The 14712-nt window shown below is 58.5% G+C and carries 16 protein-coding genes; 8 read left to right on the top strand and 8 right to left on the bottom strand.

The window, feature by feature from the left end:
• Positions 1-116: 116 nt before the first annotated feature.
• The 3 genes from minE to minC form a co-directional block, all read right to left on the bottom strand.
• Positions 117-371 carry a cell division topological specificity factor MinE gene (gene minE / locus ACI2KB_RS03780; protein WP_108235596.1) on the bottom strand — a complete coding sequence of 85 codons (255 nt, stop codon included), beginning with the start codon at positions 369-371 and terminating at the stop codon, positions 117-119.
• A complete protein-coding gene (gene minD / locus ACI2KB_RS03775; protein ID WP_404631485.1) occupies positions 371-1183 on the bottom strand; it encodes a septum site-determining protein MinD in 813 nt (270 codons plus the stop codon). Before minD ends, minE begins: the two co-directional genes overlap by 1 nt.
• 197 nt (positions 1184-1380) lie before the next feature.
• Positions 1381-2127, bottom strand: a complete 747-nt coding sequence (gene minC / locus ACI2KB_RS03770) for a septum site-determining protein MinC (RefSeq protein ID WP_404631484.1) — start codon at positions 2125-2127, stop codon at positions 1381-1383.
• A 156-nt stretch (positions 2128-2283) separates the two neighbouring features.
• Here minC and ACI2KB_RS03765 point away from each other — a divergent pair, with 156 nt between their 5' ends.
• Together ACI2KB_RS03765 and ACI2KB_RS03760 are read left to right on the top strand one after the other, a co-directional pair.
• Positions 2284-3216 (top strand): lipid A biosynthesis lauroyl acyltransferase, encoded by a 933-nt coding sequence (locus ACI2KB_RS03765; RefSeq protein WP_404631483.1) that lies wholly within the window; start codon positions 2284-2286, stop codon positions 3214-3216.
• Between the two features lie 64 nt (positions 3217-3280).
• The gene (locus tag ACI2KB_RS03760; protein WP_404631482.1) at positions 3281-4471 is read left to right on the top strand and encodes a patatin-like phospholipase family protein; all 1191 of its coding nucleotides are present in this window, start codon (positions 3281-3283) and stop codon (positions 4469-4471) included.
• Positions 4472-4692: 221 nt separating this feature from the next.
• Here the strand turns inward: ACI2KB_RS03760 and ACI2KB_RS03755 are convergent, their stop codons facing one another.
• The 3 genes from ACI2KB_RS03755 to ACI2KB_RS03745 all read right to left on the bottom strand — a co-directional run bounded on the left by ACI2KB_RS03755 (position 4693) and on the right by ACI2KB_RS03745 (position 7861).
• The gene (locus tag ACI2KB_RS03755) at positions 4693-5547 is read right to left on the bottom strand and encodes a pirin family protein (protein WP_404631481.1); all 855 of its coding nucleotides are present in this window, start codon (positions 5545-5547) and stop codon (positions 4693-4695) included.
• A 219-nt stretch (positions 5548-5766) separates the two neighbouring features.
• Positions 5767-6570, bottom strand: a complete 804-nt coding sequence (locus ACI2KB_RS03750; protein ID WP_404631480.1) for a VacJ family lipoprotein — start codon at positions 6568-6570, stop codon at positions 5767-5769.
• Entirely contained in the window at positions 6563-7861 is a 1299-nt protein-coding gene (locus tag ACI2KB_RS03745; protein ID WP_404631479.1) for a serine/threonine protein kinase, read from the bottom strand. Before ACI2KB_RS03745 ends, ACI2KB_RS03750 begins: the two co-directional genes overlap by 8 nt.
• 1149 nt (positions 7862-9010) lie before the next feature.
• Here ACI2KB_RS03745 and ACI2KB_RS03740 point away from each other — a divergent pair.
• From ACI2KB_RS03740 to ACI2KB_RS03730, 3 genes are all read left to right on the top strand, one after another.
• Positions 9011-9868, top strand: coding sequence for a glycine betaine ABC transporter substrate-binding protein (locus ACI2KB_RS03740; protein WP_404631478.1), 858 nt, complete (start codon positions 9011-9013; stop codon positions 9866-9868).
• Between the two features lie 372 nt (positions 9869-10240).
• Entirely contained in the window at positions 10241-10552 is a 312-nt protein-coding gene (locus ACI2KB_RS03735; protein ID WP_404631477.1) for a DUF485 domain-containing protein, read from the top strand.
• Entirely contained in the window at positions 10549-12207 is a 1659-nt protein-coding gene (locus ACI2KB_RS03730; RefSeq protein ID WP_404631476.1) for a cation acetate symporter, read from the top strand. The genes ACI2KB_RS03735 and ACI2KB_RS03730 overlap by 4 nt, the downstream gene beginning before the upstream one ends.
• A gap of 67 nt (positions 12208-12274) precedes the next feature.
• Here ACI2KB_RS03730 and ACI2KB_RS03725 read toward each other — a convergent pair whose 3' ends face one another.
• The gene (locus tag ACI2KB_RS03725; RefSeq protein WP_404631475.1) at positions 12275-12433 is read right to left on the bottom strand and encodes a DUF3309 family protein; all 159 of its coding nucleotides are present in this window, start codon (positions 12431-12433) and stop codon (positions 12275-12277) included.
• A 256-nt stretch (positions 12434-12689) separates the two neighbouring features.
• Here ACI2KB_RS03725 and ACI2KB_RS03720 point away from each other — a divergent pair, with 256 nt between their 5' ends.
• The 3 genes from ACI2KB_RS03720 to csrA all read left to right on the top strand — a co-directional run bounded on the left by ACI2KB_RS03720 (position 12690) and on the right by csrA (position 14298).
• Positions 12690-13502 (top strand): SDR family oxidoreductase, encoded by an 813-nt coding sequence (locus tag ACI2KB_RS03720; RefSeq protein WP_404631474.1) that lies wholly within the window; start codon positions 12690-12692, stop codon positions 13500-13502.
• 59 nt (positions 13503-13561) lie between these two features.
• On the top strand, positions 13562-13894 hold the full coding sequence (locus ACI2KB_RS03715) for a YnfA family protein (RefSeq protein ID WP_404631473.1): 333 nt from the start codon (positions 13562-13564) through the stop codon (positions 13892-13894).
• A gap of 200 nt (positions 13895-14094) precedes the next feature.
• Positions 14095-14298, top strand: a complete 204-nt coding sequence (gene csrA / locus ACI2KB_RS03710) for a carbon storage regulator CsrA (protein WP_404631472.1) — start codon at positions 14095-14097, stop codon at positions 14296-14298.
• 24 nt (positions 14299-14322) lie between these two features.
• Here csrA and ACI2KB_RS03705 read toward each other — a convergent pair whose 3' ends face one another.
• Positions 14323-14553, bottom strand: coding sequence for a YheU family protein (locus ACI2KB_RS03705; RefSeq protein WP_404631471.1), 231 nt, complete (start codon positions 14551-14553; stop codon positions 14323-14325).
• Between the last annotated feature and the right edge of the window lie 159 nt (positions 14554-14712).

The following is a 14712-nucleotide window of genomic DNA, read 5'->3' as shown; positions in this document are numbered from 1 at the left end:
AAACCAGCCTCGTGGCAAAAAAACAGGCGTTCAGCAAATGCCAACGGCGGCTCGTTCACCCGGATCCTGATGACAGGTTCCGGGCAACCGAGCCGCCGTGGCGACTGCCTTTTCGATTAACGATCAGGCAGGGTGATGTTGAGTTCCAGAATCGAGTAGCTGCCCTCGTTGTCGAGCGCAACCTGTACTTTATCGTCATCGATCTTGACGTATTTGCGAATCACCTCGACCAGCTCCTTTTGCAGAGCGGGCAGGTAGTCCGGGGTACTGCGTTGGCCGCGTTCGTGCGCCACGATGATCTGTAGACGCTCTTTCGCAACCGACGCGGTGCTAGGCTTTTTGTTGGCACGAAAGAAGTCAAAAATGTTCATTAGTTACCCCCGAACAGGCGTTCGAAAAATCCTTTTTTCTGTACGTCCAGGAAACGGTGCTCGCGATCTTTGCCCAGCAGGCGATCTACGGTGTCGCTGTAGGCCTGACCGGCATCGCTCTGGTCATCGAGGATGACCGGCACGCCCTGGTTGGAAGCCTTGAGTACGGCCTGGGATTCCGGAATGACGCCCAGCAGGGTCACGGCCAGAATTTCCTTCACGTCATCAACGCCGAGCATTTCGCCCTTGCTCACACGCTCCGGGTGGTAGCGGGTGATCAGCAGGTGTTCCTTGATCGGGTCTTCGCCGTTTTCAGCGCGGCGGGATTTGCTGGCCAACAGGCCCAGCATGCGGTCCGAGTCACGAACCGAAGAGACTTCAGGGTTGGTCACGACGATGGCTTCGTCGGCGAAATACATCGCCAGATGCGCGCCTTTTTCGATACCGGCCGGGGAGTCGCAGACGATGTACTCGAAGGATTCCTTGAGTTCCATCAGGACTTTTTCCACGCCTTCCTGAGTCAGCGCGTCCTTGTCACGGGTCTGGCTGGCAGCCAGTACGTACAGGCCTTCGATCTTCTTGTCTTTGATCAAGGCTTGTTGCAGGTTGGCTTCGCCGTTGACCACGTTGACGAAGTCATACACCACGCGACGCTCGCACCCCATGATCAGGTCGAGGTTACGCAGACCGACGTCGAAGTCGACGATGACTGTTTTATGGCCGCGCAGCGCGAGACCGGTACCGATAGCGGCGCTGGTGGTGGTCTTGCCCACACCACCCTTGCCGGATGTAACCACGAGAATCTTGGCCAAGGTGTATCACCCCTAAAAGTAGGACGGCTAGTCCCTGAAGAGCCCCGCCGAATGCCGAGATAGACGCGCAAAGATGGAAACGTTGAGCCGGTGAAGGCTTCCCTGATCGAAAAAACCGCAGTTTCTCCGGATTTCCTACGTCCTTTGCCTCGATTTCACGACGAATCAGCGTTGCTTTGAAAATGGCGCAGTATCCGTTAAAGACGGGTGATGTTCAACACGTCGCCGGACAGACTGACCTGTACCCCGGCCCCCCACAGAGGATCCCTGCGCAGGTCTTCGGAAACCTTGTATTGCCCGGCGATGGACACCAGTTCGGCGACCATCTGCTGGCAGAAGATACGGGCTTTGGTATCACCCTTGATGCCTGCCAGCGCCCGACCCCGCATGGGGCCATACACATGGATGTTGCCATCGGCGAGAAGTTCCGCACCCGGACTGACCGAGGAAATCACTATCAGGTCAGAGCCTTGCGCGTAAATCTGCTGCCCGCCACGCACGGGGGCGGTGATGATCTTGGTCGGTTTGATGACCGGCTCGGGCGGTTTTTCCACCACTTCGGGCTTTTTCTTCACCTCGCCTTCCGTCGGATCGAGTGGCCGCTCCCGCGCACCGGATGGCGGCAGAACGGGCAGGTCGATGGCGATGGCGGCGGCGATGTCTTCGATACGGTTGGCGCGGATGGCCAGGGTGCGCAGGCCGTGATGGCGGCAGACACGCATCATGGCGGGCAGGTCGATGGCACCTTCGTTGGGCGGCAGTTTGTCCAGCGCCAGCACCAGGGGGGTGTTGCTGAAGAAGTTCGGCGCCTGAGCGACTTTGGCCGCCAACTGACGATCCAGTGCTTCGAGGTTATTGCGGGCCAGCTCCAGCACGGTGATGGCCAGCATGCTGCCCTTCAACTGGAACACGGGGTCCTTGTCTTGCAATTCGATTTGGCTCATGTCGGCATACAGCGGCTTGTCGCTAAAAGTGCCGAGACTTATAACGAGAACGCCGGTCAGCCGCAAGGGAGTGGCAAGTCGCTTGCAATCCAGGAAGCGTCACGAACGCTGCCGAACCGATGTAGAATGCCCGCCTTTGCCCTGATGGAAGCTGTAATGGATCGCCCGCGTTTTCGAGCCTACTTTCTTCATCCCCGTTTCTGGCCGCTGTGGCTGGGCCTGGGTTTGCTCTGGCTGGTGGTGCAGTTGCCGTTTCGCGTACTCGTGGCCATTGGCCGGGCACTGGGCGGGATCATGTATTACTTCGCCACGGATCGCCGCATCATTGCCGCGCGCAATCTGGAACTGTGCTTCCCGCAGTATTCGGAAGCCGAGCGCAAACGCTTGCTGAAAGCCAATTTCGCGTCCACCGGCATTGCCTTCTTCGAAATGGCCATGAGCTGGTGGTGGAGCCCTCAGCGTCTGGCGAAGCTGGCCCATATCGAAGGGCTCGAGCACCTCAAGCGTCCCCATGAGGAAGGCCAGGGCGTGATTCTCATGGCCCTGCATTTCACCACGCTGGAGATCGGCGCAGCGTTGCTCGGCCAGCAACACACCATCGACGGCATGTACCGCGAACACAACAACGCGTTGTTTGACTTCGTTCAGCGGCGGGGCCGTGAGCGGCACAATCTGGACGCCATCGCCGTCGAGCGCGAAGACGTGCGCGGCATGATCAAGCAACTGCGCAAGGGCCGTGCGATCTGGTACGCGCCGGATCAGGATTACGGCGCCAAGCAAAGCATCTTCGTGCCGCTGTTTGGCATTCAGGCGGCCACGGTGCCAGCCACCAGCAAGTTCGCCACTCTGGGGCGTGCCCTCGTCGTGCCGTTCACGCAAGAGCGCCTGTCCGACGGCAGCGGATACAAACTGGTCATTCATCCGCCGTTGACGGATTTCCCCGGCGAAAGCGACGAGGCGGACTGCATCCGCATCAACCAGTGGGTCGAGCGCGCGGTGACGGCCTGTCCCGAGCAATATTTGTGGGCGCATCGACGTTTCAAGAGTCGACCGCCGGGCGAGCCCAAGCTATACAAGAAGCGTGGTTGAAGCAGAGAACTGAGCTTTTATGACGACGAGCGCATCAGAACAAAAAGAAGTCGACAGCGCATCAATGGCTCCGGTTGCAGTGGAATCGGTCACCGGGCTGATCCTCTCAGGTGGCGGTGCCCGCGCGGCCTATCAGGTGGGCGTGCTGGCGGGTATCGCCGAATTGCTGCCGGTGGGCGCCAAGAACCCGTTTCCGGTCATCGTCGGCACGTCGGCGGGGGCCATCAACGCAGTCAAACTGGCCAGTGGCGCCACGCATTTCAGAACCGCCATTCACGAACTCACCGATTTCTGGCAAGGCTTTCGCAGCCATCAAGTGCTGCGCAGCGACTGGGCCGGGGTGATTCGTCAGGCTGCGAGATTCTTTGGCCGCAGCTTGCTCGGCATTGGCCGCAAACAGGTGCCGGTGGCGTTGCTCAACAGCACGCCATTGAAAGATTTGCTCACCGAGCGCCTGAATCTGGACGGCATCGATGAGGCTATCGAGGCTCGACACCTACGCGCCGTCGCGATTACTGCGTTCGGTTATGAGTCAGGCCAGGCCGTCACGTTCTACCAAGGTAAGGGCACGATTGCGTCGTGGTTGCGTCATCGCCGGATTGGCATGCCGACGCGCCTGACTGTCGATCATTTGCTGGCCAGCTCGGCCATTCCGTTGTTGTTCGCGCCCGTGAAACTGGAGCATGAGTATTTTGGTGATGGCGCCGTGCGGCAGTCGGCACCGATCAGTCCGGCGTTGCATCTGGGGGCCAATCGGGTGCTGGTCGTGGGCGTCAGCGGCAACCCGCGCGGGGCTGGGGCAAATGTGGCGGTGAAGCGGCCGGTCAGTGGCGTACAGCCGAGTCTGGCGCAGATCAGCGGCCACATGCTCAACAGCACGTTCATTGACAGCCTGGAGAGTGACATTGAGTTGCTGGAGCGGTTGAACCTGCTCAGCCGCATGCTGCCGGTGCCGCCCGAGCCTTCGCCGCAAGTGTCCGAGCGACCGACTCCAGTGCAGTCGTTGGCGCCTGTGGAAGTGCTGGTGATTTCCCCCAGTCAGCCGCTGGATGAAATCGCTGCCCGCCACCGTCGCGAACTGCCTCCCGCGTTGCGTACCTTTTTGCGTGGGCCGGGCGCAACCAAGACCAGTGGGGCAGGGGTATTGAGTTATCTGCTGTTTGAGTCGGGGTATTGCAGTGAATTGATCGAACTGGGCCGCCGCGATGCGATGGCCCAGCAAGAGGAGTTGATGAGGTTTTTGCGGTTGGATTGATCTTGGTTTGTATACACCTGTGGGAGCCGCCTTGCTGGCGAATGCGGTGTGTCATTCACTCTTGCGTTGTCTGACACACTCTATTCGCCAGCAAGCCGGCTCCCACAGTTTCTGCGTCGGACATGAGATTTAGGCTCGGCGCGCTCCTTGTGGGAGCCGCCTTGGTGGCGAATCTCCCACGCCTTTGGCAGAATCAAAAACGGGTTGCGTTGCGCTGGTCATCACGCCGTCAGCTTGTCATCCCGAAAATCCCGTAGCGCCTGTTCGATCTCCTCACGGGTGTTCATCACGAACGGGCCGTATTGCACGATCGGCTCGCCCAACGGTTTGCCTGCAATCAACAGCACCTTGGCGCCCGTCGATGTGCTCAATTGCACCTCGCCCTTTTCCGACAACCGCGCCAGACGGCTCTTGCCCAGTTTCTGCACTTGCCCGCCAATTTCCACTTCCCCTTCGTACACGTACAGCAGCACGCGATGGCCTTCAGGGATGATCGGACGGATCGATTTGCCCGCCGGGATGTGGAAATCGAAATACTGCGGGTCGGTGTCCGGTCGCTGCACGGCCCCCGCCTGTTGCACCTGGCCGTCGTCGAACTGCCCGGCGATCACGATGACGTCAACGCCATTCTGCGTGGTGATGCGAGGAATGCGCTCCGGTTGGATGTCGTCGTAACCGGCGTCACCCATCTTCGATTTGCCCGGCAGGTTCAGCCACAGCTGGAAGCCGCGCATCACGCCTTCTTCCTGCTCGGGCATCTCGCTGTGAATCACGCCACGGGCGGCGGTCATCCACTGCACGCCACCGCCTTGCAGCAGACCGACGTTGCCCATGTGGTCTTCGTGGCGCATGCGGCCTTCGAGCATGTAGGTCACGGTTTCAAAACCGCGATGCGGGTGCGGGGGAAAACCGGCGATGTAGTCGTCGGCTTTGTCCGAGCCGAATTCGTCGAGCATCAGGAAGGGGTCGAACGCCTCGACGCCAGGGCCGCCGAATACGCGCGTCAGCTTGACGCCCGCGCCATCCGACGCCGGTTGGCCGCTTTGCATGGACAGCACTTTGCGAAATTGAGTCATGAGGCTCACTCCAGAATGGGTGGGAATGGCGCCTATGGTATGCCGGTTGAGGCGATGAATGGGTGACGTTTTTGCGTGGAATATATCGAGCTATTAGATGAGAAAGTGAGATTACAGGGACGTTGTGGGAGCCGGCTTGCTGGCGAAAGCGGTGTGTCAGTCACAAATGCGTAGACTGACACACCGCTTTCGCCAGCAAGCCGGCTCCCACGGCGCGCGTTATTCGGAAATCTGCAACTTGCGCGCCTCGGTGTACACGTAACGCACCTTCTCATACTCGAACGGCGAATCCATCTGGCCGTAGCGGAAGCTGGTGGTGTAACGCTTGTCGATGGCGCGCAGCAGATAAATCTCCGGATGGTCCTCGCTGACCTGCGAGACGTTCAGGAAGTTGATCTGCGACTCTGCCGCGAAGTCGAACACCAACCCGCCGGTGTCACGCAAGTTCGACGGGCCTAGAATCGGCAGCACGAGGTACGGGCCCGCTGGCACGCCATAGAAGCCCAGCGTCTGGCCGAAGTCTTCGCTCTGCTTGGGCAGGCCCATCATGGTCGCAGGGTCCCACAAGCCTGCGATGCCCAGCGTGGTGTTGATCAGCAAACGTCCGGTGGTGTTCATCGAGCGCTTGCCCTTGAACTGCAACAGACTGTTCAGCAGGTTGGGGATGTCGCCCAGGTTGCTGAAGAAGTTGCTGACGCCGGTGCGCAGGAAGCTGGGCGTGACGTATTTGTAGCCGTCGACCACTGGCAGGAACACCCACTCATCGAAGCGGTAGTTGAAGTGGTACACCCGGCGGTTCCACGACTCCAGTGGATCGTAGACATTGAGGGCGTTGAGCGTCGAGCGCTCGAACTCCTGCTGGTCCAGGCCGGGGTTAAATTTCAGCGACTTCAACGGCTCGGTGAAACCGTCGGGGGTCTCGACCCGCTTGACCGGCGCCGCCTTGGAGACGATCGGCGCGTCGGCCGCGTGAACAGCGCCTGCGCAGAGCAAGGCGGCGAGGAGCAATAGACGTTTAGCCACGGAAAAACTCCAGCATGGCGTCGCTGTTGACGCGATAGTTCATGTTGCCGCAATGACCGCCATACGGGTAAACGGTCAGGCGATCGCCAAAGGTCTTGCGCAGGAATCCGAGGTCGCCAGGGCCGAGGATCACATCGTCGGCGTTGTGCATCACGGCGATTTTCTTGCTGGTGCTCAGGTAATCCTTGAGCGCGTACAGGCTCACTTGGTCAACCAGTTGCAACAGGCTGCCGCCGTCGGTGCGCGCACGCCACATCGGGATCACCTGTTCGGTCACGTAGCAGTCGAAATCGCATTGCAGTGCGCGCTTCAGGAACGGCGTCAGACTGGTGCCTTCGCTGATGGGCGTCTTCGGCGGGGTGATCAGGCCGCGACGGTTGATCAGGTCCGAGGTAAAGGCGATGTCGGCCGCCGAGAACCGGAACGAGGTGCCGATCAGCATCGCCATCTGCTCGTTGGACAGGTGCTGTTTGGACTGCTGGAAGTCGTACAGCAGCGCGTCGTTGAGGTCGATGTAGCCTTTCTCGTTGAAGTAACGGGTCAGCTTTTGCAGCACCAGCTCATAGAACGTGGTGCTGTTGGTGATGCCCTTGACCTCGGTCTGGACCAGTTTGTCCAGATTGGTGATCGAGGTGTAGAGGTTCACGGGAGGGTTGATCAGCAGCACTTTCTTGAAGTTGAAGCTGCGGCGGGTCTCGTCCAGCTTGCTGACGAAGGCCGCGTCCAGCGCGCCAAGGCTGTAACCGCTCAGGTAATACTCGGTCACTTGCAGCTTGCTTTGCTGGGCGCGCACCGCTTGCATCACGCGATAGAGGTCTTCGGCGTCTTCGCTGGTCACGCCAGGTGTCGCAAAGCGTGAGGCGGCGCTCATGAAGTCGTAGCTGGTGGGTGACGAAAGCTGTACGACGTTATACCCGGCTCCGTAATACAGACGCTTGAGGTATTCGTTGAGGGTGCTGTTGTACGGTGCGCCAGTGCCGGCAATCAGGAAGATCAGCGGCGCAGCGTGGTCCTGTTTGGCCAGGCGGTAGCGCAGTTTCTTCACGGCCCAGAAATTGTCGGGCAGGGTGAATTCGCGATCGGGGCGCAAGGTCAGGCTGTAGTCGTCTTGGTCGATATCGGCATCTTCCGGGACTTTTGCACGCAAATCAGGAGGTGTCGTGGCGATGGTCGCTTCGAACGGGTTGGTCAGAGGGAAGCCATAGCTGGACGGATCGATGTCGACCGCCATCACGGACGCACTCAAGAACAGGCCGCCAGTCAGGGCGGCGAGGCGTAGAAAACGAAGCATGACTAAATCCCTTGGGAAAGAAGTGCTATTGAGATACGCAGGCTATGACAGGAGGGCGGTGAAAAAAGTGCCGTAATGGCAATCTGCATTTACACCCGGTCGTTCCCCCTGCAAATCCTAGGCGACAATACACGTTCTGGCACCACAGGCGAGTCAGGTTGTGCTTTTTATGAAGGGTAGGGTGCCAACGGTGGGAAGAATCTCAAACGCCAGACAGCATAAAGGGGAGCCGAAGCTCCCCCTTTAAATCGTTGCACGTGCTCTTTTCTTATTGTTCTAGGGCGGTCTGTTGTTGTTTTTGGCAACCGTTCCCTTCACAGCTTTTTCAGTGATCCCCACACGGGATACAAGAGCAAACGTATTTTTTTGAGCGCTGATTTGCCTTGACCGTTTGATCCAACCCGTTCTGGACGCTGCCTTGGGGCAGTTTTATTGTTCTCGGTCGGGCTGCGAGGCCTGAGCCTCTGTAAAGCACATCTACTCCAAAAAAATCAGTTGGCTGCGTCTCTGTACCGTTGTTCTTGTTATGTCAGAGCCGATTCATCTTATTTTTATTGGGTTTTCACATTTTGTTCTTGTTATGCAGAAGAGATAGCAGGTCTCGTGCCAGTTTTTAAAAAACCATATAAATCAATCATTTAAAAATGATCGGGCAAAAAATCAGGTGAGGAAAGGGCCTATTCTGTTTCCGTGTTACCCGTATTCTGTTTTGGAATGGCATCAGCGGTAACACAATGTGTTCCCGACCCACGTGCTGACGACGTAGCTCCAGGCGGGGCGTTCTGAGGAGCTAATGACGACCAAAAGGGGCATGCCTGGCGCGGTTTCGACTTGTGGCTTGTAGCGTCAAGCCTGAGGCTGCTGGCAAGGCATGCAAGATTCGGACGGACTGCGACCCTTTTTACGACCTGTCTGTCGTTGATGGCTTAGTGATGTCGTTTCCCGCTGTCTGAGTGTCGCCCAGAGGAAAGGGGCGAGGGCGGTGGGGGTTGATGATCGTTTCGTCAACGCAGCAAGCGCCGCTGCGCAGGCAAGTGGTTGAGGCGTGAAAGTCGGGGGATGCGCCAAATGCGGGCGCAGCGCCCGGTCTTATAAAAACGTTTACGAAACCCGACCGCCGTCGGGTTCAGGACTACCGGGGAAGTAACGATGAAGATGCGAAATATCCTGGGTGTAGGTGCCGCTCTGGCGCTCGCCGTCAGTTCCACGCTGACCTTTGCCGCCGACAAACCCGAGCTGAGCATCGGTTATGTGGATGGCTGGTCGGACAGCGTGGCGACCACCAACGTGGCCGCCGAAGTGATTCAGCAAAAATTGGGCTACCCCGTGAAACTGCAGGCCGTTGCTGCCGGGATCATGTGGCAGGGCGTTGCCACCGGCAAACTGGACATGATGCTGTCTGCCTGGCTGCCCGTGACCCACGGCGAATACTGGGCCAAGAACAAGGACAAGGTCACCGACTACGGTCCGAACTTCAAGGACGCGAAAATCGGCCTGATCGTGCCTGAGTACGTGAAAGCCAACTCGGTGGCCGACTTGAAAACCGACGAGTCCTTCAAGAAGAAAATCGTCGGCATCGACGCCGGTTCAGGCGTGATGATCAAGACCGACCAGGCCATCAAGGACTACGGTCTGGACGGCTACAAGCTTCAGGCGAGTTCTGGCGCCGGCATGATTGCCGAGCTGACCCGCGCTGAAAACAAGAAAGAATCCATTGCCGTGACCGGTTGGGTACCGCACTGGATGTTCGCGAAGTGGAAACTGAAGTTCCTGGAAGATCCAAAAGGCGTGTACGGCGCTGCTGAAACCGTCGACAGCGTCGGTAGTCTGGACCTGCCCAAAAAGGCACCGGACGTGGCGGACTTCCTGAAGAAGTTCCAGTGGAAAGACAAGGACGAGATCGGCGAAGTCATGCTCGCCATCCAGGACGGCGCCAAGCCTGAGCAAGCGGCTAAGGACTGGGTGGCCAAGCACCCAGAGCGCGTCAAGGAGTGGACCGGCAAGTAATTTGCCGACACAGATTCACGCGTGACCCGAACCGCCCGGCGATTTCTCGTCGGGCGGTTTTCATTTGCCGTTCACCTGGCCCTGTGGGTCGGCTTGCTGGCGAAAGCGGTGTGTCAGCAAATAGCCTGGGCCTGATATGCCGCTTTCGCCAGCAAGCCGGCTCCCACGGCCTTCGGCCAGAAGCACTCCACACCGGGCCATGCACACACGCCACTTACGCCAAACATGCCTCCACTTTTTTCTCATCCCTGAAACACCACACGCCGTTTGAATCAACTAATGTCGATCTAATACTAAGGTCGTCTGGAGTGCGTGCCAGAGCCGACTAAAGTGGATGACGTGACATCCATCTGTGCTGCGAGGACAAAAACAATGAACGACAGCATTTACCTCTCGATTCAGAACAGCCCGCGCTTCAAGGAGCTGGTCTCGAAAAGGGAACGATTCGCCTGGATTCTCTCGGCGATCATGCTGGGGCTGTATGCCGCATTCATCCTTTTGATTGCGTATGGGCCTCAGATTCTCGGTTCAAAACTCAGTGCGACTTCTTCCATCACTTGGGGCATGCCCATCGGGGTGGGGCTGATTGTCTCTGCGTTCGTGTTGACCGCCATCTACGTTCGTCGCGCCAACGGCGAATTCGATGAGCTGAACAACGCGATCCTGAAGGAGGCACAGCAATGAGTCGGCGCCTGATAGCAACCCTGGGCCTGGCGGCCTTTGCACCTTCCCTCTGGGCGGCGGATGCCCTGACCGGTGCGGTGCAGAAACAACCCCTCAACGTCGCGGCGATCATCATGTTCGTGATCTTCGTCGGCGCTACGCTTTGCGTGACCTACTGGGCCGCGAAGAAAAACAAATCGGCAGCGGACTACTACGCCGCAGGCGGCAAGATCACCGGTTTCCAGAACGGTCTGGCCATCGCCGGTGACTACATGTCGGCAGCGTCCTTCCTGGGTATCTCGGCCCTGGTGTACGCCTCCGGCTACGACGGCCTGATCTACTCGATCGGCTTCCTGGTGGGCTGGCCGATCATCCTGTTCCTGATCGCCGAACGCCTGCGTAACCTGGGTAAGTACACCTTTGCTGACGTGGCGTCCTACCGCCTGAAGCAAAAGGAGATCCGTACCCTGTCCGCCTGCGGTTCGCTGGTGGTCGTGGCCTTCTACCTGATCGCGCAGATGGTCGGCGCGGGCAAACTGATCCAGTTGCTGTTCGGTCTGGATTACAACGTTGCCGTGGTACTGGTCGGTATCCTGATGGCCCTGTACGTGCTGTTCGGCGGCATGCTGGCGACCACCTGGGTGCAGATCATCAAGGCTGTGTTGCTGCTGTCCGGTGCGTCGTTCATGGCGCTGATGGTCATGAAGCACGTCAACTTCGACTTCAACGTGCTGTTCTCCGAAGCGGTGAAGGTTCACCCGAAAGGCGAAGCCATCATGAGCCCGGGCGGTCTGGTCAAAGACCCGATCTCCGCGTTCTCGCTGGGTCTGGCGCTGATGTTCGGTACGGCGGGCCTGCCTCACATCCTGATGCGCTTCTTCACCGTGAGCGATGCCAAGGAAGCCCGTAAGTCGGTGCTGTATGCCACTGGCTTCATCGGCTACTTCTACATCCTGACCTTCATCATCGGTTTTGGCGCGATTCTGCTGGTCAGCACCAACCCGGCGTTCAAGGATGCGGCAGGCGCGCTGATCGGCGGTAACAACATGGCGGCGGTGCACCTGGCCGATGCCGTGGGCGGTTCGCTGTTCCTGGGCTTCATCTCGGCGGTGGCGTTCGCAACCATCCTGGCGGTGGTGGCCGGTCTGACCCTGGCCGGTGCTTCGGCGGTGTCTCACGACCTGTATGCCAGCGTGATTAAAGCCGGCAAAGCCAACGAGAAAGATGAAATCCGTGTGTCGAAGATCACCACCATCGCGCTGGCCATCGTCGCCATCGTGTTGGGTATTGCCTTCGAAAGTCAGAACATCGCGTTCATGGTCGGCCTGGCGTTCTCCATCGCGGCGAGCTGCAACTTCCCCGTGCTGTTGCTCTCGATGTACTGGAAAAACCTGACCACCCGTGGCGCCATGATCGGTGGCTGGATGGGCTTGATCAGCGCGGTCGTGCTGATGATTCTCGGCCCGACCATCTGGGTGCAGATCCTGCATCACGAGAAGGCGATCTTCCCGTACGAATACCCGGCGTTCTTCTCGATCATCATCGCGTTCATCGGTATCTGGTTCTTCTCGGTGACCGATAAATCGAAAGCGGCTGAGGGCGAGCGTGAATTGTTCTACCCGCAATTCGTGCGTTCGCAAACCGGCCTTGGCGCCAGTGGTGCGGTTTCGCATTGATTTGAATGAGTGGTTTGAAAATGAAAACGCCCCGATCGATATCGGGGCGTTTTCATTGGTGAAGCGCTTATATCCTGCCCAGCAATACCAGAATCAACAGGATGACCAGAATCGTGCCGATGATGCCCGATGGCCCGTAGCCCCAGCTGCGTGAGTGCGGGAAGACCGGCAGGCCGCCGACCAGCAGCAGGATCAGGATGATGATCAGAATGGTGCTGATGCCCATGACGAGTTCCTTCTTGTTTATTGAGTTGTTTGTGGCTCGAAGCTCGACCGTTGTCCCAATGGCCAAAAGACGAGCCGCTTGAAAAGTCCGACTCTGGGGCTGATTAAAAGGTTCGGACTTTAAATTTTCCCGACGCGGGAACTTGCGCCCGATGCAGCGGTTTGCCTGGCATATTCAGCGAGCTAATGAAGGGCTTGTCTGACAATCGCTCTGATTACACTGGGTTCACTTCCTGGCAAATGACAAGGCAACGGCTATGCAAAATCGCATCATGATCACTGGCGCAGGTTCCGGTCTGGGGCGTGAAATCGCGCTGCGGTGGGCGCGTGAAGGCTGGCGTCTGGCGCTGTCCGATGTCAGCGACAGCGGCCTTCAGGAAACATTGCGTCTGGTGCGAGAGGCGGGTGGAGACGGTTTCATTCAACGCTGTGATGTGCGCGACTACAGCCAGTTGACCGCTTTCGCACAGGCCTGCGAAAGCAAACTGGGCGGTATCGACATCATCGTCAACAACGCGGGTGTGGCGTCGGGCGGTTTCTTTGGCGAGCTGTCGCTGGAAGACTGGGACTGGCAGATCGCAATCAACCTCATGGGGGTGGTCAAAGGCTGCAAGGCGTTCCTGCCGTTGCTGGAAGAGAGCAAAGGCAAGATCATCAACATCGCGTCGATGGCAGCGTTGATGCAAGGTCCGGCCATGAGCAACTACAACGTGGCCAAGGCGGGTGTGGTGGCGCTGTCGGAGAGCCTGCTGGTGGAGCTGCGCCAACAGGAAATCGGCGTGCATGTGGTCTGCCCATCGTTTTTCCAGACCAACCTGTTGGACTCGTTTCGCGGCCCGACGCCTGCCATGAAGGCGCAGGTGGGCAAGTTACTGGAAAGCTCACCGATCAGCGCCAGCGACATTGCGGCGTACATCTTTGAGCGCGTCGCCGAAGGCGAATTCATGATCCTGCCCCATGAACAGGGGCGCATGGCCTGGCAACTCAAGCAACACAACCCGCAAGCGCTCTACGACGAGATGGCCAATATGGCCGAGAAGATGCGCGCCAAGGCCAGATCCGCTCACTGAGAGCATGGATTCTGATAGGGTGGCCCGCATTCGTCTGGCCACCCTTGAAGAGATTTTCTGTGCTCAATTACTTCTGGTTTTTCCTCGCTGCGTTGTTTGAAATCGCCGGTTGCTACGGCTTCTGGATGTGGCTGCGACAGGGCAAAAGCATCCTTTGGGTCGTTCCGGCGCTGATCAGTCTGACCCTGTTCGCGCTGCTGCTGACGCGCGTCGAAGCCGCGTATGCGGGCCGCGCCTACGCCGCCTATGGCGGAATCTACATCGTGACCTCGATCGCCTGGCTGGGCGTGATCGAACGGGTGCGTCCACTGACGTCGGACTGGATCGGCGTCGCGTTCTGCGTGGTGGGCGCGACCATTATTCTGCTAGGGCCGAAATGGTCCGGCGCTTGATCACAGTCCGGGTCGATAAATCCTGCAATTTCGACCGCTATTTTCCGATGGATCAATACTTGAAACAGTCGTGTAGGAAGCGTCTGTCAGCGTCATTCACCATCCTTTGAAGGACAAGACTGATTTTTCTCAAGTGGATTGATGGATGGGATCCAGAACGGCAACCTGCCCCCTCGGTTACCACCCAGGGAGTAGGAAACATGCTGGTATTGACGCGGGAAATAGGAGAATCCTTTTCCATCGGTGATGACATCACCGTGCAGGTTCTGGGCATCACCGGCAATCAGGTGCGGCTGGGCATCAAGGCGCCGCAGCATGTGAAAATTCATCGCAGCGAAGTCTACCGGCGCATCAATGCTTATTTGCGAGAACGATCCGCCGAGTCGACGGGCACCTCGCATTAAGCCATCGAGCGGGTGACTGACCGCTCAATCATCGAAATACTCTCTGGGCACTTCGTGCTTGAGCATCAACTGGCACTGCTGACTGTCCAGATCGAAGAAAATCACCGCCTGCCCCTTGTTCAACGCATGCCGGACCCGCAACACGCGGGTCTCCAGCGGTGTGTCGTCACCGTTGTCCGTGCCGTCGCGGGTCACGAAGTCCTCGATCAAGCGGGTCAGCGTGTCGGCTTCGAGTTGGTCGTGGGGGATCAGCATGGGCAGGCTCGATGTTCAAATGGGGCGAATGGCGGGATGCTAGCGCGGACGCGGGATGCGGGCTACAAGGGGCGCCAATTTTTCTTACAAGTCGACTGACTCGCGCGCAGCCCAGGTTGTGGGAGCCGGCTTGCTGGCGAATGCGTTTTTTCAGCCACA

It is taken from the genome of Pseudomonas sp. NPDC088444, assembly GCF_044900175.1.
Lineage (GTDB): Bacteria > Pseudomonadota > Gammaproteobacteria > Pseudomonadales > Pseudomonadaceae > Aquipseudomonas.
The sequence above is the reverse complement of the archived record's forward strand: the minus strand, read 5'-3'. Positions and strand labels throughout refer to the sequence as shown.